Origin of the sequence: Mesorhizobium escarrei, from assembly GCF_935825525.1 — a bacterium.
Classification (GTDB): domain Bacteria; phylum Pseudomonadota; class Alphaproteobacteria; order Rhizobiales; family Rhizobiaceae; genus Mesorhizobium; species Mesorhizobium escarrei.
Window position 1 is genome coordinate 24,282 of sequence record NZ_CAKXZT010000143.1, and the last position, 21,111, is coordinate 45,392.

General features: G+C 62.5%; 20 protein-coding genes. 9 read left to right on the forward strand and 11 right to left on the reverse strand.

Features of this window, described 5'->3' with window-relative positions; all coding sequences use genetic code 11:
- The first annotated feature begins 70 nt into the window (after positions 1–70).
- From phnD to phnE (NMG80_RS23990), 3 genes are all read left to right on the forward strand, one after another.
- A complete protein-coding gene (phnD, locus tag NMG80_RS23980; RefSeq protein WP_254020397.1) occupies positions 71–979 on the forward strand; it encodes a phosphonate ABC transporter substrate-binding protein in 909 nt (302 codons plus the stop codon).
- Between the two features lie 75 nt (positions 980–1,054).
- A complete protein-coding gene (phnE, locus tag NMG80_RS23985; protein WP_254020398.1) occupies positions 1,055–2,029 on the forward strand; it encodes a phosphonate ABC transporter, permease protein PhnE in 975 nt (324 codons plus the stop codon).
- Between the two features lie 4 nt (positions 2,030–2,033).
- Positions 2,034–3,578 carry a phosphonate ABC transporter, permease protein PhnE gene (phnE, locus tag NMG80_RS23990; RefSeq protein WP_254020399.1) on the forward strand — a complete coding sequence of 515 codons (1,545 nt, stop codon included), beginning with the start codon at positions 2,034–2,036 and terminating at the stop codon, positions 3,576–3,578.
- Positions 3,579–3,595: 17 nt separating this feature from the next.
- Here phnE (NMG80_RS23990) and NMG80_RS23995 read toward each other — a convergent pair whose 3' ends face one another.
- The 3 genes from NMG80_RS23995 to NMG80_RS24005 form a co-directional block, all read right to left on the reverse strand.
- Positions 3,596–4,450, reverse strand: a complete 855-nt coding sequence (locus tag NMG80_RS23995; protein WP_254020400.1) for a sugar phosphate isomerase/epimerase family protein — start codon at positions 4,448–4,450, stop codon at positions 3,596–3,598.
- A 203-nt stretch (positions 4,451–4,653) separates the two neighbouring features.
- Positions 4,654–5,841, reverse strand: a complete 1,188-nt coding sequence (locus NMG80_RS24000; protein ID WP_254020401.1) for a Gfo/Idh/MocA family protein — start codon at positions 5,839–5,841, stop codon at positions 4,654–4,656.
- A 156-nt stretch (positions 5,842–5,997) separates the two neighbouring features.
- Complete coding sequence (locus tag NMG80_RS24005; protein WP_254020402.1) at positions 5,998–7,053, reverse strand: sugar phosphate isomerase/epimerase family protein; 1,056 nt, start codon at positions 7,051–7,053, stop codon at positions 5,998–6,000.
- 390 nt (positions 7,054–7,443) lie between these two features.
- On the opposite strand from NMG80_RS24005, the gene NMG80_RS24010 reads away from it, so the two are divergent.
- From NMG80_RS24010 to NMG80_RS24025, 4 genes are all read left to right on the forward strand, one after another.
- A complete protein-coding gene (locus tag NMG80_RS24010; protein WP_254020403.1) occupies positions 7,444–8,331 on the forward strand; it encodes a sugar phosphate isomerase/epimerase family protein in 888 nt (295 codons plus the stop codon).
- A 67-nt stretch (positions 8,332–8,398) separates the two neighbouring features.
- Positions 8,399–9,568: a mandelate racemase/muconate lactonizing enzyme family protein gene (locus NMG80_RS24015; protein WP_254020404.1), complete on the forward strand. Its 1,170-nt coding sequence runs from the start codon at positions 8,399–8,401 to the stop codon at positions 9,566–9,568.
- A 2-nt stretch (positions 9,569–9,570) separates the two neighbouring features.
- Positions 9,571–10,287 (forward strand): FadR/GntR family transcriptional regulator, encoded by a 717-nt coding sequence (locus tag NMG80_RS24020; RefSeq protein ID WP_254020405.1) that lies wholly within the window; start codon positions 9,571–9,573, stop codon positions 10,285–10,287.
- A 1-nt stretch (position 10,288) separates the two neighbouring features.
- On the forward strand, positions 10,289–11,269 hold the full coding sequence (locus NMG80_RS24025; RefSeq protein ID WP_254020406.1) for a hydroxyacid dehydrogenase: 981 nt from the start codon (positions 10,289–10,291) through the stop codon (positions 11,267–11,269).
- Positions 11,270–11,274: 5 nt separating this feature from the next.
- Here NMG80_RS24025 and NMG80_RS24030 read toward each other — a convergent pair whose 3' ends face one another.
- Positions 11,275–12,570, reverse strand: coding sequence for an amidase (locus NMG80_RS24030; protein WP_254020407.1), 1,296 nt, complete (start codon positions 12,568–12,570; stop codon positions 11,275–11,277).
- Between the two features lie 131 nt (positions 12,571–12,701).
- Between NMG80_RS24030 and NMG80_RS24035 the strand changes: the two genes are divergently transcribed.
- Positions 12,702–13,049 (forward strand): GFA family protein, encoded by a 348-nt coding sequence (locus NMG80_RS24035; RefSeq protein WP_254020408.1) that lies wholly within the window; start codon positions 12,702–12,704, stop codon positions 13,047–13,049.
- A gap of 7 nt (positions 13,050–13,056) precedes the next feature.
- Here the strand turns inward: NMG80_RS24035 and NMG80_RS24040 are convergent, their stop codons facing one another.
- Entirely contained in the window at positions 13,057–14,271 is a 1,215-nt protein-coding gene (locus NMG80_RS24040) for an MFS transporter (protein ID WP_254020409.1), read from the reverse strand.
- Between the two features lie 92 nt (positions 14,272–14,363).
- Between NMG80_RS24040 and NMG80_RS24045 the strand changes: the two genes are divergently transcribed.
- On the forward strand, positions 14,364–15,335 hold the full coding sequence (locus NMG80_RS24045; RefSeq protein WP_254020410.1) for an AraC family transcriptional regulator: 972 nt from the start codon (positions 14,364–14,366) through the stop codon (positions 15,333–15,335).
- Positions 15,336–15,367: 32 nt separating this feature from the next.
- Here the strand turns inward: NMG80_RS24045 and NMG80_RS24050 are convergent, their stop codons facing one another.
- The 6 genes from NMG80_RS24050 to NMG80_RS24075 form a co-directional block, all read right to left on the reverse strand.
- Positions 15,368–16,453, reverse strand: a complete 1,086-nt coding sequence (locus NMG80_RS24050; protein WP_254020411.1) for an ABC transporter ATP-binding protein — start codon at positions 16,451–16,453, stop codon at positions 15,368–15,370.
- On the reverse strand, positions 16,453–17,562 hold the full coding sequence (locus NMG80_RS24055; protein WP_254020412.1) for an ABC transporter ATP-binding protein: 1,110 nt from the start codon (positions 17,560–17,562) through the stop codon (positions 16,453–16,455). Before NMG80_RS24055 ends, NMG80_RS24050 begins: the two co-directional genes overlap by 1 nt.
- Positions 17,559–17,768 (reverse strand): hypothetical protein, encoded by a 210-nt coding sequence (locus tag NMG80_RS24060; RefSeq protein WP_095493280.1) that lies wholly within the window; start codon positions 17,766–17,768, stop codon positions 17,559–17,561. The genes NMG80_RS24055 and NMG80_RS24060 overlap by 4 nt, the downstream gene beginning before the upstream one ends.
- The gene (locus tag NMG80_RS24065) at positions 17,765–18,724 is read right to left on the reverse strand and encodes a carbohydrate ABC transporter permease (RefSeq protein ID WP_128173440.1); all 960 of its coding nucleotides are present in this window, start codon (positions 18,722–18,724) and stop codon (positions 17,765–17,767) included. The genes NMG80_RS24060 and NMG80_RS24065 overlap by 4 nt, the downstream gene beginning before the upstream one ends.
- Position 18,725: 1 nt before the next feature.
- Entirely contained in the window at positions 18,726–19,631 is a 906-nt protein-coding gene (locus NMG80_RS24070; protein WP_236393045.1) for a carbohydrate ABC transporter permease, read from the reverse strand.
- Positions 19,632–19,697: 66 nt separating this feature from the next.
- Positions 19,698–21,014, reverse strand: coding sequence for an extracellular solute-binding protein (locus NMG80_RS24075; protein WP_254020413.1), 1,317 nt, complete (start codon positions 21,012–21,014; stop codon positions 19,698–19,700).
- Between the last annotated feature and the right edge of the window lie 97 nt (positions 21,015–21,111).

The window sequence follows — 21,111 nt, forward strand, 5'->3', positions numbered from 1 at the left end:
GCGTAAAAAAGGCGGTTTCAAAATTCGAACGCTGCCGGCGCGATGCCGGAACCAACAGGAGAGATGCGAAATGTTTAGAAAGATGCTTTTCGGTGCTGTTTCGATCATCGCCATGGCGATGGGCGCGGTCCAGGCACAGGACCTGAAGGAATTCCGCGTCGGCATTCTGGGCGGCGAGAACGAAGCCGACCGCCTGCGCAACTACCAGTGCTTCGCCGATCACATCAAGCAAGTCCTCGGCGTGGAAAAAGTTTCGCTGTTCCCGGCCGCTGACTACGACGGCGTCATCCAGGGCCTGCTCGGCGGCACGCTCGACTTTGCCGAACTCGGCGCTTCCGCCTACGCCAAGGTCTATCTCGAAAACAAGGATGCGGTTCAACCAATCCTGACGACGATCCAGACCGACGGCTCGACCGGCTACCGTGCGGTCATGGTCGCCCGGGCTGATTCCGGCATCAAGACGCTCGCCGACATGAAGGGCAAGAAACTCGGTTTCGCCGATCCCGATTCGACTTCCGGTTACCTGATCCCGGTCACATCATTGCCCAAGGACATCGGCATGGATGTGAAGAGCTACTTCTCGTCGACCGGTTTCGGTGGCGGCCACGAACAGCTTGTCCTTGAGGTCCTCAAGGGTACGTTCGATGCCGGCACCACCTGGGCCTCCGGCGTCGGCGACTTCAACGACGGCTACAGCTCGGGCAATCTGCGCAAGATGGTCGACAAGGGCGTCCTCAAGATGGACGACCTCGTCGAATTGTGGCAGTCGCCGCTGATCCCGAACGGCCCGCTGGTCGTGCGTACGTCGATCGACGCCGGCGACAAGCAGAAGATCACCGATTTCCTGACCAAGCTGCCGGAAACCGATCCGGCCTGTTTCTCGGCGATACAAGGCGGCGACTACAAGGGCTATTCGGCGGTTACCCCAGAATTCTACCAGCCGATCATCGACGCCCGTAAGGCGAAGATCGGCTCGTAAGTAAACTGCCACAACGCCGCCGGGGCCATGAGCCGCCGGCGGCGTTGCCGCATCAGGGGCCGGGAAAAAATATTGATGAGTGCGACCGACGTCTGCCGCGCGCCTGCGCTTTCACCGGAGGGAGCCACTGTCGAGCGGCACTGGCACGACCTCGCCGCCCGCCGGCGCCTTTACACGATCGGCGGCCTGGTTTTCCTGTTTCTTGCACTGTCTGGCTCGCTCTGGTTCGCCAACGAAACCAACGCCGGAAAATTCTTCGACCGGCTTCCCTACGTCGCCGACTTTTTCGCCGAGTTGAAGCCGCGCGACTGGATCGACCCGGTGCGCGCGCTGTTCGACCTGCCGTCCCCCTATGACGACGGCAGCCTCAAGTTCGACTACCCGGAGGGCCGGGTCTACCTGACCCAAGGCATCTACATTCCGGAGTATTTCCACCGGATGGTCGAGACGCTGAACATCGCCCTGTTTTCGACGCTGGTGGGCGCCACATTCGGTTTTCTGCTCTGCTTCTTCGCTGCAGGCAATATCACCGCCAGCCGCTGGCTCCGTTTCTTCACGCGCCGCTTCCTTGAAATTGTCCGCGCCTTTCCGGAAATTGTCATTGCCGGCTTTTTTCTGGCGATTTTCTCGTTAGGACCGATTCCTGCGATCATTGCGGTCAGCATCCATACCGTCGGCGCGCTCGGAAAAATGTTTTTCGAAGTCGTCGAAAATGCCGACATGAAGCCTGAAGAAGGCTTGCGGGCCGTAGGCGCCAACTGGGTCGAACGGGTGTGGTTCGGCATCGTGCCTCAGGTCCTGCCCAACTTCATGAGCTATTTCCTGCTTCGCTTCGAGATCAATGTGCGCGCTTCGACCATACTTGGCGCCGTCGGCGCCGGCGGCATCGGCGAATCCCTGCGTCTTTCGATCGGCCGAAGCCATGAGGCCAAGACCATCGCCATCGTCTTTCTGCTGTTCTGCACGATTGTCGCCGTCGACCAGTTTTCAGCATGGCTGAGACACCGTCTTGTCGGCCGGCAGGCGTTCGCATATGGGCGCGGAGAGTAAGAGAATGAATCCCGATGCCGTCAACGACATCGCCGCTCGCCACCCGGACGCGTTCCGGCGCTCGCTGTGGAAGCGCTACGCCACTCCGATCGGCATCCTTCTTTGCATCCTCTACACCTTCTATTGTTCGTGGTTCTTCTCGGTCGCCAGCGTTCTCGAAAAGGCGAACTGGAACCTTGCCGGCGCTTATCTCGCCGACTGGGTGTCCTACGAAATCCGGCCCGACATCGAATTCAAGGACAATCATCTGACAATCGACTACTCCCGCTTCTCCAAGCTGGGATCCAACCCAAATCCCGACTGGGTGGCCAAGCAGATGGCCGTCATCGAGCGGCAGGTCGAGGCAGCGCCGGCACCGGCGATCGCGACCAACAAGTCGTCGCAGGATTCGTTCATGGCGCCTGGTGCGCCAACTGCCGAGAACCCGGCCGTCCCGTTGGGCCAATCCCCTCCGGCTGTGCCTGAAACGGTGCGCGAAAACGCCGTCATGGCGGCAACCGTCACCCTTGGCAATGGCCAAATCGCCGTCACGCCAAACCTGGTCACCGTGACGCGCGGCGCCGAAAGCGTCTTCTTTGACATTGCCAAGGGCAGTTCTGTGACGCCGCGCACACCGCTGCCTGACTGGATCGAGCAGCGCAGGCCAGGCTCGACAGCCTATGTCTCGTTCGGATTTCTCGGCCGCGCTGAGGTGCAGAATGACGAGGTGGTCGCCTGGCGACGTTTCTTCGGCTGGGCCAATTTCGTATTCGACACCAACTCGCCATTCTGGGGAAAGCCGTTCAGCGAGGTCGCTTCACTGATCGTCTCCGGGGCTCGCATCGACCCGTCGCGGTCAAACGCGGCGCTCGCCTGGGACAACATTTTGAACAACGCCGAGTGGCAGCACGGCGACGTCTGGCTGAAACTTTTACAGACCATCGTCATGGCTTTTGTCGGCACCGTGCTGGCCTCGATCGTCGCCTTTCCGCTCGCCTTCCTGGCTGCGCGCAACGTCACGCCGAGCCGGTTAGCCAACCAGGTGACAAAGCGCTTCTTTGATTTCCTGCGCTCGGTCGACATGCTGATCTGGGCGCTGTTTTTTACGCGCGGCTTTGGTCCTGGGCCGCTGGCCGGCATGTCGGCGATCTTCTTCACCGACACCGGAACCCTCGGCAAACTTTATTCCGAGGCGCTGGAGAACATCGACGACAAGCAGCGCGAGGGCATCCGCTCGGTCGGCGCCACGCCGGCAATGGTGCAGCGCTATGGCGTGCTGCCCCAGGTTCTGCCGGTATTCCTCAGCCAATCCCTCTATTTCTGGGAATCGAACACCCGCTCAGCGACGATCATAGGAGCTGTCGGCGCCGGCGGCATCGGCCTGAAATTGTGGGAGGCCATGCGCACCAACACCAACTGGGCCAATGTTTTCTACATGGTTCTGCTTATTCTGCTCGTCGTCTTTGTCTTTGACAACATCTCCAGCTATTTCCGCCGCAAACTGATGGGGAGTGCCGGCAACGATGAGCGGCGCGTTTCCGCCCGTCCGCCGGCAGCTCAGATCGCCTGAGAGAGGAAGGCTGCGTCCTAGGCACCTGCCTTTTTCCAGCCGCTCCTGATGTGCTTGTAGCCGTCGCGGTAGACGCCTTCCGGGCTTTCCGAAAAATCGCGCCACACCTTGGTAGCCGCCGCCAAATCTCTCAGCGAGCGGCCGAAGGCCTCGATCGTCAGCCAGTCGTCATAGCCGCTCTTGCGGATCGCCGAAAACGTGTCTTGCCACGGAATGTGGCCGCGCCCGGGCACGCCGCGATCATTCTCCGAAATATGGATATGGACGACATTCCTGCGGTTGCGCGTATAGGCGCCGATCGCGTCGGTCTCTTCGATATTGGCGTGGAAAGTGTCGTACATCGCCTTGATGTGTGGCCGGTCGATCGCATCGACATGCTCCGACAGATCGTCCATCGTGTTGAGCAGATAGCATTCGAAGCGGTTGAGCGCCTCCAGCCCGATGGTGACGTTTTTCTTGCCAGCATGATCGCCAATGGCGCGTTGCGAGGCGACGGAGCGCTTTTTCTCCGCCGCCGTCGGCCCACGGCCGGAGAAGGCGCCGAGCGTCGAATGCAGCGGGCCGCTCAGCGTTCTGGCGCCAAGCGCTTGTGCGCAGTCGATCGCCCATTTCATATAGTCGATGCCGGCCTTGCGCGTCGAGGCATCGGCCGAAATCAAATTCATCGCCGGATCGCCCATCGCCGAAACGGCGGTGCGTTCCAGCCCGATGCGGTCGAGCAGCGCGCCGAGCCTTTTGTAATCGTCCGGCGTGCCGGCAAAGATCGGTATCTCGACGCCATCGAAGCCGGTCGCCTTAATATCCCTGAGCAGCGGCTCGTGTTTCTTCGACACGGCCGTAGTCCACAAAAACATGCACATGCCGATTTTCATCGACGTCCCCTCTCTATCATTGCCAATCGCACAAGGGGTGTTGAGATTCAGGTCAGGCCGAGCCGGAGTCGAAGACGGGCGCGAAGCGACCAAACTAGGCAGTTTCCGAGAACCGGAGCGGAGCGTACTTTTGGTACGTGAGCACCGGAAGCGCAGGAAACTGCCGTTTGCAGGCCGGCATCACCTGAAGATCAGCACCCCGATCAGAGCTTCGTCCAGGCTCCATTCTTCCTCGACGACTTCACGCAGGCTTCGATGAAGGCCATGCCTTCGACACCGTCCTGGATGGTCGGGAAAATGACATCCTTAGCCGGCTTGCCACCCTTCCGGCGCGCCGCGCGGATGGCCCGGGCCGCCTCCTGATAGATGTTGGCGAAGCCTTCGAGATAGCCTTCCGGATGGCCTGACGGAACCCGGCTGACGCGCCCGGCGACGGGCAGCGCGCCGGCGCCATTTCGGGTGATCAACTGCTTCGGCTGGCCGAACGGCGTGTACCAGAGGTAGTTCGGGTCGGCTTGCACCCATTCAAGCCCGCCCTTCGAGCCGTAGATGCGCAACTTCAGCCCGTTCTCGTGGCCGGGCGCCACCTGGCTCGCCCACAACATGCCCTTGGCAGGGTGCGACTTGCCTGCCGGCTTGAAGCGCAACATCACATTGACATTGTCGTCGAGCTGCCGGCCCGGCACGAAGGCGTCGAGATCGGCGGAAAGCGCATCAAGCTCGAGCCCGGAGACGAAGCGTGCCAGATTATAGGCATGCGTGCCGATGTCGCCCAGCGCCCCGCCGGCGCCGGCCTGTTTGGGATCGGAGCGCCACGCTGCCTGCTTCTGGCCGGTGGCGGCAAGGTCCTCGGTCAGCCAGTCCTGCGGATATTCCGACTGCACGATGCGGATGTCGCCGAGTTGCCCCTTGGCCACCATCTCGCGCGCCTGCCGCACCATCGGATAGGCGGTGTAGTTGTGGGTGAGGACAAAGACCTTGCCGGTCTTTTCGACCAGTGCCGCCAGCTTCTTCGCTTCCGCCAATGTCGTCGCCAGCGGCTTGTCGCAAATGACGTGGATGCCGGCTTCGAGAAACGCCTTCGCCGCCGGCACGTGCACATTGTTGGGCGTGACGATGGCCACCGCCTCGATGCCGTCCGGCCGCTTGGCCTCGGCCTTTGCCATCTCGGCGAAGGAGCCGTAGCTGCGCGCCGGATCGAGGCCGAGCTCCTCGGCCGAGGCCTTGGCTCGCGCCGGGTCGGATGACAGGGCACCGGCGACCAGCAGGAACTCATTGTCCATACGCGCCGCGATCCGGTGCACAGCGCCGATGAAGGCGCCTTGCCCGCCGCCGACCATGCCGTAGCGGATCGGGCCGCCTCCCGTTTCCGATTTCGATGCGCCGACCATGATTTTTCTCCCTCGTCTGAAATACCCCTCCCCCTTGAGGGGAGGGTGGCCCGAAGGGCCGGGAGGGGTCGGTCCATGCCGAGCTCTACGCCCAGCGACCCCACCCCGATCCGCTGCGCGGATCGACCCTCCCCTCGAGGGGGAGGGAAAGCGGTGCTAAATCCCCATCATGGCGCGCAGCACTTTTTTGTCGGTCGCGCCGCCGGCGAAATCGTCGAATGCCCTTTCCGTCACCCTGATGATGTGATGCTGGATGAAGGGCGCGCCTTCGGCCGCACCGTCCTCCGGATGCTTCAGGCAGCACTCCCATTCCAGCACCGCCCAAGAATCATAGTCATACTGGGCGAGCTTGGAGAAGATGCCGCCGAAGTCCACCTGGCCGTCGCCGAGCGAGCGGAAACGCCCGGCCCGGTTCGTCCAGCTCTGATAGCCGGAATAGACGCCTTGCCGGCCGGTCGGATTGAACTCGGCATCCTTGGCGTGGAACGCCTTGATCCGCTCGTGATAAATGTCGATGAATTCGAGATAGTCGAGCTGCTGCAGCAGGAAGTGCGACGGGTCGTAATTGATATTGCAGCGCTTGTGGCCGCCGACGGCGTCAAGGAACATCTCGAATGTCGCACCGTCGAAGACGTCCTCGCCCGGATGGATCTCGTAACCAACATCGACGCCATTATCCTCATAGACGTCGAGGATCGGTTTCCAGCGCTTTCCCAGTTCGGAAAACGCTTCCTCGATCAATCCCGCCGGCCGTTGCGGCCATGGATAAAGGTAGGGAAAAGCCAACGCTCCACAAAACGACACTGACGCCTTGAGCCCGAGGTTCTTCGAAGCCTTGGCGCCGAACTTCATCTGTTCGACCGCCCATTGCTGCCTGGCCTTCGGGTTGTTGTGCACCGCAGGCGGTGCGAAGCCGTCGAACTGCGCGTCATAGGCCGGATGCACCGCCACCAACTGCCCCTGCAAATGCGTCGACAGCTCGGTGATCTCGACGCCCGCCTCGGTGCAGATGCCCTTCACTTCGTCGCAATAGGCCTGGGAAGACGCCGCTTTCTCGAGGTCGAACAGCCGGCTGTCCCAGGTCGGGATCTGCACGCCCTTGTAGCCCAGCCCGGCCGCCCATTTGGTGATCGACGGCAGCGAATTGAACGGTGCGGCATCGCCCGCGAACTGCGCCAGAAACAGCCCAGGACCTTTCATTGTCGACGGCATCGGTATCCTCCCTATTTATCCACGACCAAGCATAGCGCCGATTGAAAGCAGGGCCAGCCACTTTGGTCTTTTCTCGACAGGCGCTAGTGCGCACCGCCATTCTGGTATTACCAAATACAACCATTTGGTCAAGCGGCGCCGCTCGCAACCAGCGCCGCGAAAATTGCCGGGCAGCGGGCAAATATGTTAGTTTAATCAACAAAATAACCGTTGGCCGGGGCTGCCATACAGGATTTCTTGCCGTCCAGATGAAATTACTGTAGACCTCTTTTCACGCTCAATTGGTCGAACCAGTTACTACGAATGCTGGAACGCCTTGGGGAGGAAGCCTGCAACGCAACCTGGCGTCGCAGGCGAATTGTTAAAGGCGAATTCTGGGAAGGACAGACCATGCATCTTTCGACGCACAACTGGATGCGGGCGGAGCCGTTGGAGACGACGCTCAAGCGCATCAAGACGTTCGGCTATGAGTCGATCGAGATTTCCGGCGAGCCCGAACAATACAAGATCAATGAGACACGTGCGCTCCTGAAGGAGCACGGCATTCGCTGCTGGGGGGCGGTGACGCTGATGCTGGGCGAGCGCAATCTCGCCGCCAAGGACCAGGGCCAGCGCGAGCGCTCGGTGCAGTATGTCAAGGACGTGCTGACGATGGTGAGCGAGCTCGACGGCGAGATCATCACGCTCGTTCCCGCCACCGTCGGCAAGGTGGTGCCGGACGGCACCGAGGAAGAAGAATGGAAATGGGTGGTCGACGCCACCAGGGAATGCTTCACCCATGCCAAGAAGGTCGGCGTAAAGATCGCGGTCGAGCCGCTCAACCGCTTCGAGACCTATCTGTTCAACCGTGGCGCCCAGGCGCTGGCGCTCGCCGATGCGGTCAGCCCCGAATGCGGTGTCTGCCTTGACGCCTATCACCTCCACATGGAGGAGTTCAACGTCTACGATGCCATCCGGCAGGTCGGAAACCGCCTGTTCGATTTCCACGTCGCCGACAACAACCGCTTCGCCGCCGGTCTCGGACAGATCGACTGGCCGAAGATCGTCGGCACCCTGATGGAAGTCGGTTACGACGGCGCGTTGACCAACGAGTTCGTCGCCCCTGTCGACCGCACGCCGGCTGCTCCCTATCCCGACATGGTCGAACGCAACCCGGTCGACATCTCGCCGGAGCAGCTCAAATTCATCCAGGACCACGGTTCCAGCGTGCTCACGGAAAAATTCTACACCGACCAGATGCGCATCACCGCCGAAACGCTGCTGCCGCTGATCAAGTAATCGATCTCTGGAAACGAGCCTTTCCGCCCGACGGCGGCCCCTAACGGCGGCAAGGCAGAGGATGAACATGCGCATCAAGACGGTCCAAGCCTGGTGGGTCCGCATACCGATCGAAGCCGCGCGGCAGCACCGCAGCGACTTCGGTCAGGTGACGACGTTCGACGCCGCCATCCTGCGTATCGAGACCGACGATGGGCTGGTTGGCTGGGGCGAAGGCAAGAATGCCGCCGGCAGCACCGGCAGCTATGGTGCCCTCGTCCACATGCTGAACCACGAGGTCGGCCCGCAGCTGATCGGCTGCGATCCGGCCGACATCGGGGTGATCTGGGAGATGCTCTACAATGGCGTGCGCCACGAAAGCGCCGCGCAAAACGGCCATGCCATGCCGCAATTGGCGCGGCGCGGCATCAGCATCGCCGCAATCAGCGCCGTCGATATCGCGTTGTGGGATATTCTGGGCAAGTCGCTGGGGGTTCCGGTCTGGCGGCTGCTCGGCGGCCGCAAGCTTGACCGCATGCCGGCTTACGCCTCCGGCGGCTGGGCCTCCTCCGAGGCGATCGGCGAGCAGTTGAAATCCTATATCGCCAAGGGCGGATTCAAGGCGCTGAAGATGCGGATCGGCGCGATGGACGGCGCTCCGCACAATTCCGCCGCCCGCGTCCGCGCCGCAAGACAGGCGCTCGGCCCCGAAGTCGACCTGATGGTCGATGCGCACGGCACCTATACGGTGGCGGAAGCCAAACGCTTCATCCATCTCGCCGGCGATCTCGATCTGGCCTGGTTCGAGGAGCCGGTCATCGCCGACGACAAACCCGGCATGGCCGAAGTGCGGGCGTCCGGTTCTATCCCGATCGCCACCGGCGAAAGCGAAGCGACGCGCTACGCGTTCCGCGACCTCGCCACGCTCAAGGCTGCCGACATCTTCCAGCCTGACCCCGCCTTCTGCGGCGGCATCAGCGAGGCGATGAAGATCGGCACCATCGCCAGCGCCTTCAATCTGCGCTTTGCGCCGCATCTTTGGGCCGGCGCACCTTGCTTCTTTGCCGGGCTGCATGTCTGCGCTGCTTCGCCGGCTAGCTTTACCGTAGAATATTCGCTCGGCGCCAATCCGATGATCCACGATCTGATCGAGGAGACTGTCGAAGCAAAGGACGGCATGATAGCGATCCCCGAGAAACCTGGGCTGGGATTCAACCTTTCGGAACGGTTCCTGGAGGCGCACGCGCTACGCGGCTGATCATGAAAGAAAAGAACCTTCTCGCGGAACTCGCCGCCTATCTGTTCTCCCACTCCGACGAGGCGACCGGCCGAACGCCGTCGGAGCGTGAACTGGCGGAGCATTTCGCCGTCAGCCGCGGCCAGATCCGCGAGGCGCTGGCCATCCTCGAAGCCATGCGCATCGTTGAGCGCCGGGCCAAGTCCGGCATCTACATCGACACCAAGCAGGCTAGCGTCGAGGCGATGGCGCTTTTTGCGCGGGCCGGCCTGCCGCTCGATCCGATCCAGATCTACGAGACGGTCGAGTTGCGCAAGATCCATGAGATCAAGGCCGCCGAGCTTGCCTGCTCGCGCGCCACCGAGGAAAATTTCGAACGGCTGCGCGAAATCCTGAAGGCTTCGGAAGACCGCATTGCGGCGGGCGAGGGCCTCGCCAGGGAGGACCGCGAATTTCACCTTGAGATCGTGCGGGCGACCAAGAACAGCGTCTTTCACAACATATGCAGCCTCTATTACATGATGGGCGAGCAACGCCTGCCGATTTATTTCAACGATCCCGAACGCAGCGTGCGCTCGCATGCCGAGCACATCCAGATCTACGAGGCGCTGCTGCGCCGCGACGGCAATCTCGCCCAAGCGCTGATGAGTGCCCATCTGCAAGGCGCGGAGAGCTACTGGAAAGGCCTGATCGAGGGTGGCGGGGCAGAACCTAACAGCCCAGCGCTCGAACCGGTCTGACATGCCTAAGATCTTGACGACACACACGCTGCACCCGCGCGCCTCCGCCATGCTGACCGGCGCCGGCGAACTCGTCGTCGCCTCCGCCCTCGATGCGGACACGCTGGCGACTGAGGCGAGGAATGCCGATATCATCATCGTTCGCGCGCCGCTGCCATCAGCGCTTTTCGAAGGTGCGACGAAGCTCCGGGCGGCAATCCGCCACGGGGCCGGGCTCGACATGGTCCCTATGGAAGCCGCCACTGCAGCCGGCGTGCTGGTGGCAAACGTGCCGGCGGTCAATGCGCGCTCGGTCGCCGAATACGTGATGTTCGCGGCCCTGGCGCTGCTGCGGCGCTTCCGCATGGTGGACCGCGACTTGCGGGCGAAGGGCTGGCTGGCCGGCCGCGATCACACCATTCTCGCCAGCGAGCTCGCCGGCAAGACGATCGGCATTGTCGGCTTCGGCGCCATCGGGCAGGCAGTCGGCCACATCGCGGCGCATGGTTTCGACCTGAACGTGGTGGCGACGACGCGCAGCATGAGGCCGGCGCCGGACAGGGTCGGGTTCCTGTCGATCGATGCGCTGGTCGAGCAGAGCGACATCATCGTTCTGTGCTGCCCGTTGACACCCGAGACGCGCGGCCTGATCAACCGCGAGCGTATCGGTCGAATGAAGCTGCATGCGCTGCTGATCAATATTTCGCGCGGGCCGGTGATCGACGACGACGCGCTGATCGAAGCGCTGCAGAAGGACCGTATCGGCGGTGCCGCGCTCGATGTCTTTGCGACGCAGCCGCTGCCGCCCAATCACCCCTATTTCGGCTTCGACAATGTCATCGTCACGCCGCACATGGCCGGCATCACCGAGCAATCGATGATGCGCATGGGCGTCGGTTCGGCTGATGAAGCCTTGCTGGTGCTGGCCAACAAATTGCCGGTCAACCTGCGTAATCCCGAAGTGGTCGAGCACTACCGGCGGCGGTTCCCGGCCGATATCTGAGCACCTCAACCGGCAAGCAGAGCCTCGACTTCCGCCGCGATACGCAGGAGCCAGTGGTCGTGGCCGTGGCGCGCCACCAGCATCAGCCCGGCCGGGCGCGCCATTCCCGGCATAGGCAGCGAGATCGCACAGAGATCGAACTGGTTGGCGACCTGCGTGTTGCGCAGCAGAAGGCCTTCCGTACGCCCACACAGAGCTTGGTCGCTGGTCATCGACACGATGGTCGGCGCGGTGACCGGCGTGGTCGGCAGGGCCAGCACATCGACGGACGCCAGCCGCTCGTCCATGGCCGCGACAAGCGCCGTGCGGCGGCGGATTGCGCTTATATAGGCCGTGGCCGGAACGGCGGCGGCGCGCGACAACGGCTCGCTCACCCGCGGATCGACCGGCGTCGCCGCACCTTCTGCAAGCCAATCTGCATGGACCGCGGCGCCCTCCATTGCTGCGATCGAGGCCCGCCTGGTTGCCGCTCGCAAATCGGCAAGGAGGTCATCGATGGACAGATCGGCGAGGCGTCCACCGGCGAGTTCCAGCTTGCGAGCACATCGCTCGAACGCCGCCGCGATATCTTCTTCGGTATCTTCGAAGAGCACGCCGCGCGGAACGCCGATGCGCAGTCCGGCAAGCGGAAGCGGAACCAGAGCCACAGGCTCCTCGCCCGCCATCACCGCATCGGCTGCCGCACATTCGGCGACGGTCCGGGCAAGCGGGCCGATGGAGTCGAGCGTGTCGGACAACGGGAAGCCGCCAACGCGGGACACGCGCCGCGCCGTCGGCTTGAAGCCGACGATACCGTTCAGCGCCGCCGGAATACGCACCGAACCGCCGGTGTCGGAACCGATCGAGATCTCGCTCGTGCCTTCGGCAACGGAAACACCGGCGCCGGAGGATGAGCCGCCGGCAATCCGGCCGGCGTCGGTCGCATTGCCGGGCGTGCCGTAATGCGGGTTGACGCCGATCGCGGTGAAGGCGAATTCGGTCATGTTGGTCTTGCCGAAGATCACCGCGCCGGCCTGCCGCAGCCGCCGAACGATAACAGCATCCCGCAGCGCCGGCGCCGCGGTGCTGAGCAGCAACGAACCGGCCGTGGTCGGCTCGCCGGCGACGTCGAACAGGTCCTTGATCGACAGAATTGTTCCGTCGAGCGGCCCGAGCGTCACGCCGGCTCTGCGCCTGGCGTCGGCGGCGTCGGCCGCTGCTCGTGCGACTTCCGGATAGAGTCTTACGAATACGCTTTCACTGTCGGCGCGGACGGCGAGACGCGAAAGGACGGCTTCGAGGCGGTCGCGGGCTGATTGCATTTTCGGTGTCGGACTCCGGACGTGTTGAACGTCTTAAGGGCAATGCGAGCGCATAGCGCCAAGAATTAACCCGGCGCGGGCTGTTTTTGTACCCCTGCCAAACGCCAGGAATATGGAAGGGAAGAACACCGATGCTCTACAAAGGCAGCTGCCACTGCGGCAAGATCGCCTTCGAGGTCGAAGGCGAGCTGACCGGAGCCGTGCGATGCAATTGCTCGATCTGCTCATGCAAAGGCGCGCTGCTATGGGCCGTGCCGCACGAGGCATTGCGGGTGCTTGCCTGGGGCGACGATCTTGGCAAATACACCTTCGGCAATCATGTCATCGCCCACCGGTTCTGCCGGACCTGCGGCATCCATCCATTCGCCGAGGACGTCAGCGAAGGGAGCGAACGAAGCGCTTACGTCAACATCCATTGCATAGACGATCTCGATCTGGACGCTGTGCCGGTTTTGGACTTCGACGGCCGCGCTGCTTGACGGGCCCTCACCTGTCGGTTGTCCTCGGGCCAAGCAGGAATGCCGCCAAGGCCGCCAGCAACGTTGCTATCCCGCAATAGGCGAACGCGCTGGCAACGCCGGCATTGTCGACCAGCAGGCCGCCGAAAACGGCGCCCAGCGCGATCGCCACCTGGAATGTGGCGACCATCAGCCCGCCGGCGCTTTCAGCCTGGTCTGGAGCGACTCGCACCAGCCAGGTCTGCAGCCCAACCGGGACCGCGCCAAAGGCAAAACCCCAGGCGGCAACCGCTATCGCCGCAACCACTGGCGAGGCGCCGATGGTCAGCAGCAGAAGTGCGGCGACCGCAATCAGCAGCGGCGCAAGCCCCACCGCGGTCTTGAGACTGCGTCCAGCCATGAACCCGCCGGCAAAATTGCCGAAGAAACCACCGATGCCGTAGGCGAGCAGCACAAGCGAGATCGTCTCGATATCCAGTGCGGGCACTTTCTCGAGAAATGGGCGGACATAGGTGAAGCCGGCAAAGTGTCCCGACGCGACCAGCAGGACCACCAGCAGCGCAACCCTGATCATCGGCCGCTTCAGCACTTCAAACAGGATCCGAAAGCTCGCCACGCCCGCCGGCGGCAGCTTCGGAAGGGTGGCGACCTGCATCAGCAGCGCCAGGGCGCCGACAACAGCCGCGATCATGAAGGCGGTTCGCCATCCCCAGATGTCGCCGACATAGGCGCCGACCGGGGCGGCGCAGACGGTCGCCACCGAGACGCCGGTGAGAATGATCGACATGGCGCGTGGCATCAGCCGCATCGGGACAAGCCGCATCGCCATGGCCGCCGACATCGACCAGAAGCCGCCGAGGCTGATCCCGAGCATGATGCGGGCGATCAGAAGAACGGGAAGCGAGGACGCAAACGCCGCCAAGAGGTTCGACAGGATCAGCAGCACGGTCAGTCCCCACATGACGAGCCTGCGGTCCAGCCGTCTGGTGATGATGGCCATGGTCGGAGCGGCTATCGCTCCGACCATGGCCGTTGCCGTCACCGCCTGGCCGGCAGTGCCTTCCGATATGCCGAGGTCCTGCGCCAGCGGCGTCAGCAGGCTGGCGGGCAGGAATTCTGCGGTCACAAGCCCAAACACACCGAGCGCGAGGGATACGACCGCTCCCCACGCCGGCTCGGCTCGTTCGCCGGTTTCCGCAGGATCGAGAACGGCGGCCATGACGCCTGTCGCGGGTTCGGTCATGATGGAATCTCCAATCTGGTTGCAGCGCAGCATCTGGCTGCAGTGCAACATAGGGAGTGATCGTCTGGCGTTTCCATGCTAGAAACACCATCATGCTTGACCATTCGTCCAAAGTTCCGATCACCGGCGATCCGCTGACAGACATATTGCGCGGGTTAAGGCTCGACGGCGTCGAATACGGCCGCTGTGAAATGCAGGAGCCTTGGGGCCTCGAGTTTCCGGCCCGGACGGCGGCGCGGTTTCATTTCATCGGCCGCAAAGGATGCTGGCTGCTGCAGCCGTCCGGCGAATGGGTTGAGCTCAAGGCGGGCGACGCGGTGCTGCTGCCGCGCGGTGCAGCACACGTCCTGGCGAGCGAGCCGGGCACCAAGGCTTCGCCGATCCAGGGCTACGAGGTCGCCGAGCTCTGCAAGAACGTCTACTGCATGTCCAATGAAGGTTGCCGGCCGGGGACGCTGCTGTTCTTCGGCAGCATGTATTTTAATCTCGACGGTTTGCACCCATTGCTCGGCATGATGCCGGACGTGATGCGCGCGCACGAGTTGGAAGCCTATGAACCTGGTATCCCGCATCTGCTGGAGGCGATGGCCCGCGAAGTGACGATGGAGCGCGTCGGTTCCGGCGGCATTCTGGCACGGCTTGCCGATGTGCTGGCCGCCACCGTCATCCGCTCATGGGTCGAGCGCGGCTGCGGCGACTCGTCCGGATGGATCGCGGCAGTGAGGGATCGCGAGATCGGGCGCGTGCTGGCCGCGATCCACCTTGAACCGAACCGCGACTGGACGGTGGAGACCCTGGCCAGGATGATGGGCGCCTCCCGGTCGGGCTTCGCCGAGCGATTCGCGACGATCGTCGGCGAAACGCCGGCCAAATATGTCACCCAGGTGAGAATGCACCAGGCACGGCAATGGCTGGTCCGCGACCGGTTGAAGATTTCCGTCGTCGCCGCACGCCTGGGCTATGAATCCGACGCGTCGTTTAGTCGGGCGTTCAAGCGCGTCATCGGATCGGCTCCCAGCCATTTTCGCGCCGAGGAACAGGCTGAAAATCGTCAAGCCGGCTAAGCCTGGCCACAGGCTCCAGCCGTAGACGCGCCTTAGCCCGCGTGACGGAGGCTTACCCCGGTACCCTTGTCGAACAGCACCACCTTGTCCGGATCCCAGGCAAAGCGCACCGGTTGCTCGATCTCGACATCGGTTCTGGCCGGCACCGTGGCCCGCAGCATGGTGTCGCCGACCCGCAGGGTCAGGATCTTTTCGACGCCATGGTTCTCGACATCGTGGACGCGCGCTTCCACCGGCGCTCCGCTCTCGAGATAGAGATCCTCGGGACGAATACCGAAGACGAGCGGGCGACCGTCGGTCTCGCCGCTCGTCCTGGCCCCCCCCGCAAAAGGCAGTTCGAAATTCAGCGGTGCCATCACCGCGCGGCCGTTGACGAGCTTGCCGTCGATAAGGTTCATCGGCGGCGAGCCGACGAAGCTCGCCACATAGGTGTCGCGTGGATTGTTGTAGATCTCATAGGGCGTGCCGGTCTGGACGATGCGGCCATGATTGAGCACGCCAACCTTGTCGCCCATCGACATCGCCTCGATTTGATCGTGCGTGACGAACAGGAAGGTCTGACCAAGGTTCATTTGGATGTTCTTCAGCTCGGTGCGCAGCGCCTCGCGCAACTTGGCGTCGAGCGCCGACAGCGGCTCATCCATCAGGAATACGCGCGGCTTCCTGACGATGGCGCGACCAATCGAGACGCGCTGCATCTCGCCGCCAGAGAGGCGATCCGTCTTGCGGTCGAGCAGATGCTCGATACGCAAGGTCTTGGCAACGCGGTCGACACGCGTCTTGATCTCGTCGGGCTCGATGCGGCGGATTTTCGGCTTCAGCGGGAATTCGAGATTCTCGCGCACCGTATAGCGCGGATAGAGCGAGTATTGCTGCAGAACCAGCGCCACGTCGCGCTCGGCCGCACCCCAGTCAGCGACATCAGCGCCGTCGATGAGTATCTGCCCCTCGTCCGGCTTTTCCAGGCCGGCAATCATGCGCAGCGTCGTCGTCTTGCCGGCGCCGGTCTCGCCGAGCAGCACGAAGAACTCGCCGTCGGCAATGTCGAGATTGAGCCCGGTCAACGCGGTGTGATTGCCGAATGTCTTCGAGATATTCTTGAGCTGGATATGGGCCATCAGAGTCTCACCCCCAGCGAATTGCCGCTTGCCGTGTCGAAGAAGTGCGCCTGCGCCGGGTCGAGCTTGGCGAAGACCTGGACCCCCGGCTTGCCGACGAAACCGGAACGGGTTCGGGCGCGCAACATCTGTGCCCCGACCTTGAGGTCGACGATGTCGTAGGAGCCAAGCGGTTCGATGATGTGCGCCTCGACCGGCAGATAGCCGTCCGCCGGCTCGCGCGAGACCATCACGCCTTCGGGGCGGATGCCGAGTGCGAGGCGGTCCTGCCCGACGTTCGCGGCGTCGAGCTGGCTGACCAGTTCGGCCGGGAAAAGGAACCCTTCCGCGGCCCCGTCGACGGTGACCCTGGCGCCGGAGCCGTTCATCGTCACCGCCGCGTTGGCGACGTTCATCACCGGCGAGCCAACGAATTGCGCGACGAACAGATTGGCCGGTCGCTTATATACTTCCGATGGGCTGCCCACCTGTTGCAGAACGCCCTCATGCATAATGACGATGCGGTCGGCAAGGCTCATCGCCTCGATCTGATCGTGGGTGACGTAGATGGTGGTCGAGCCCTGCTTGATGTGCAGCCGCTTGATCTCCGCGCGCATCTCCTCGCGCAGCTTGGCGTCAAGCGCGCCGATCGGCTCGTCCATCAGCATCGCCTTCGGCCGCCGCACCAGCGCCCGGCCGATTGCCACGCGCTGCATGTCGCCACCCGACAGCGCCGACGGCTTCTTGCCGAGCAGATCGTTGATCTGCAGCACTTTGGCGACCGAGCGCACCTCGCCGTCGATCTCCGACTTGCTCTTGCGCATGGCGCGCAACGGAAAAGCGATGTTCTCGTAGACGCTCATATGCGGATAGAGCGAGAACGACTGGAAAACCATGGCGATGTCGCGGTCGGCAGCTTTGAGATGCTGGACCGGCTTGCCGTCGATGAGGACATCGCCGCCGTCGATCGTCTCAAGCCCGGCGATGGCGCGAAGCGTCGTCGTCTTGCCACAGCCCGACTGGCCGAGCAGCACGATGAACTCGTTGTCGTCGATCTTGAGGTTGAGGTCCTTGATGACCTGGACGGCGCCGAAGAATTTCTGGACGCCACGAAGTTCGATCTGGGTCATGCGTGACCTTCTTTTTCCGGCGCGCCGGTCGCCTGCGGCTTTTGCCTTGGGCCGACCCAACCGGTGATCATGAACGTCAGCAGCCCGACGATGATGATCGTCAGCCCGTAACGGTGCAGGAAGAGGTTCCATGGCTGGCAGAGCGCGATAATGCCGCACACCATCACGATCTCGGCCGTGCGCTGGATTGTAGCATGGCGGATCATTTTCGGATCGCTCCGAAGGACATGCCGCGCAAGAGGTGGTTGCGCAACAGGAAGGTGAATATGGCGACAGGCAGCAGGAACAGGAAAGTTCCGGCGGCAATCACCGTCCAGTCCGACAGGCCGGAACCGACCTGGCTTGGAATGAAGGGCGGTGCCGTCTGGGCGCGTCGGTTGGTCATGATCAGCGCGAAGGCATATTCGTTCCACGCGGTGATGAAGCAGAACACGGCGGTGGCGGCGATGCCGGTGGCCGCCTCCGGCAGCACGATCTTGAAGAAGGCCTCCATGCGCGTATAGCCGTCTACGAGGGCCGCCTCCTCGTACTCCTTCGGAATTTCGTCCATGAACCCCTTCATCAGCCAGACCGAGAAGCTGAGGTTGAAGGCGGTGTAGAGGATGATCAGGCCCCAATGCGTGTCGTTGAGGCCGACCGCCCGGTACATCAGGAACATCGGGATCGCCACCACCACCGGCGGCAGCATGCGCGTCGACAGGATGAAGAAGAGCAGGTCCTGTTCCCCCTTTATCTTGAAGCGCGAGAACCCGTAAGCCGTGAAGGTGCCCATGCCGACGGCGAGGATCGTCGAGGTGATGGCCACGATCAGCGAATTCATGAAGCGGTTCGGATAGCCGGACCACTGCACGTCGCCCCTGCCCGAGCGCACCACCTTCTCGCCGCCGTCAAACACCAGCCGCTCCCACCACGGGGCGGCGGCGTATTGTTCCGGCGTCGGCGCAGTGCGCAACTGCGAGCGCTTGGTGAACAGCTTGACGAAGGGCGATATCTCCGGCTGGAAGACCACCGTCGGCGGGATGGTGGTGGCGAGGTTGCGCGGCTTGAACGCCGTCGAGGCTATCCAGTAGATCGGCGCCAGAAAGATAATCGTGACGATCAGCACGCCGACGATGGCGAGCTTGTTGAGCGAACGCTCGGCAGAGGTGGTGACGGCGGCCATGCTAGCGCTCCTTCACCTTGTTCAGGTATTTGACGTAGATGTTGGTGATCGCCAGGATCATGATCAGCACGATATAGGCGAGCGCGCAGGAGCGCCCGGTCTGCCATTCCTGGAACGCCATCTTGTAGAGCCGGATCGAGATCACCTCGGTGGTTGGCTGGCTGGTCAGGATGTAGGCAAGATCGAAGGTCTTGAACGCCTCCATGGTGCGAAAGATGATCGCGATCATCAGGATCGGCGCGACCAAGGGCAGCGTAATGCGAAAGAACGTATAGAACGAGCCGGCGCGGTCGATCGCGGCCGCCTCGTAGAGGTGCTTCGGCACCGCCGACAGGCCGGCGAGCGACAGCAGCATGACGAAGGGCGACCACATCCAGATGTCGGTGATGGCAACCGCGTAGAGCGCCATGTCGGGGTTGGACAGCCACTCGAAGGAGCCGAGGCCGAGCGTATAGTTGATGATGCCGAAGGACGGATCGTAGAGCAGTTTCCAGAACAGGCCGACGACAGCCATCGACAGCATCATCGGCAACAGCAGCAGTGTCGTCAGCAGGCCCTTCAACGGGATATCCCGGTTGAGCAGCAACGCCACGCCGAAGCCGACGATGACCTGGCCGACCACGGAGACGATGACGTATTTGGCGGTGATGGCGAAATTCGACCAGATGAACGGGTCGTTGAGCAGCTCGCGGTAATTCTGCAGTCCGACGAAATTGGCCGCCGCGGGGCTCGACGCGCGAAAGTCGGTGAACGAATAGCCGAGCGAATAGAGCAGTGGAAAGATGTTGAAGACGATCAGGAAAACGATCGTCGGAATGATGAAGAGATTGCGGATCGAAAGGTCGCTCATACCGCGGGCGGCGGAGCGCGACTTGGGATCCAGCGTGGTCATGACTGCAGTGGCCAAGGCCCGTTCCTCCGAAAACGAAAACGGAAGGGGCGGGCTCCCGCCCCCTCCGAGCGTTGGTGCCGTCTACTTCACGCGGTTGTATTTCTTGAACGTCGCGTTCCAGTCCGCGGCGAGCGCATCGAGCACTTCCTTGGCCGTGCCCTGATTGCCGGTGATGTACGGATAGACGCGTTGGTTCATCTGGATGAGCAGTTCGGCATATTCCGGCGTCGCCCAGAAGTCCTTCACCTTGAACATGGTTTCGTAGAAGGCCTTGTTGTAAGGCGTGGCGTTCTGGAATTCAGGCGACTCAAGCACCTTGGCGCTTGCCGTGTAACCGCCGAGTTCCGCCCATTTCTTCTGCGTCTCGTCCTTGATGAACCATTCCAGGAACTTCATCGCCTCTTCCTGATTCTCGGAATAGGAAATGACGGAGATGCCCTGGCCGCCGAGCGCGGCGAACTGGTCGCCGTTCGGTCCTGGAGGGTTGGCGAAGAAGCCGGTGGCCTTGGCATTCGGGTTCGAGGCTTCGTTGATGAGCGCCGGGAAGAAGGCGAAGTAGTTCATGCTCATCGCCGCCAGGTTCTCGGTGATCGCCTGGTTGTCCTCGATGAAGAACGCCTTGGCCCAACCAGGAGGGGTGAAGGAATAGAGTTCCTTGTAAGCCTCGAGCGCCTTGACGTTCTGCTCGGAGTTGATGATCCCGTCGACCTTGTAAGTGGCATAGTCGCCAAGCTCGCCGCCGAAGGAGAAGATGGCGTTCTCGACGCCCATCACCAGAGCATCGTAGGAGTTATCGGTGTAGATGGCGACGCCGTAGCGCTTCTCGTCGGGACGGTGGAAGAATTCAGCGATGTCGCGCAGCTGCTTCCAGTCCTTCGGCACGCCGAGATCGTAGCCGTACTTGGCTTTGAAGGCTTCCATCTCCTTCGGGTCTTCGAACCAGTCCTTGCGATAGGACCAGCCGACCGCGTCGCCCTCGGCCGGGATCGACCAGTATTTACCGGAGTTGGACGGATATTCGGCGTAGTATTTCACCGTCGCCGGCGCCATCACTTCCTTCAGATTGTGCTTGTTGAAGAAGTCGGTGAGGTCGACATAGTGGCCTGCCTCGGAGGCCGCGCCGATCCACTGCGAATCGCCGACGACCATGTCGTAGGCGCTGCCCCTGGCGTTGAACTCGGTGAACGCCTTGGTCTGGAAATCCGGCCACGGCGTCGTCTCGACCGTGACCTTAACGCCGCTCTCGGCCTCGTAAAGGTTGACGAGTTCCTGCAAATAGTTCGCCGGATCCCACTCAGCCCAGAAGATGGTGAGTTCCTTATCCTGCGCGTAGACGGACGTTCCGCAGGCGAGCACTAAGCCGATACCAGCAAGCATGCTGGTCATTGTCTTGCGCATGATGATTTCCTCCCTTGTGCGCATTCTACCGTATCATCCGAGCCGGCGGCGAGGCCGGCCCTGGTAGTTCCTCGTGATGGCGCCGTTCCGGTTTTTT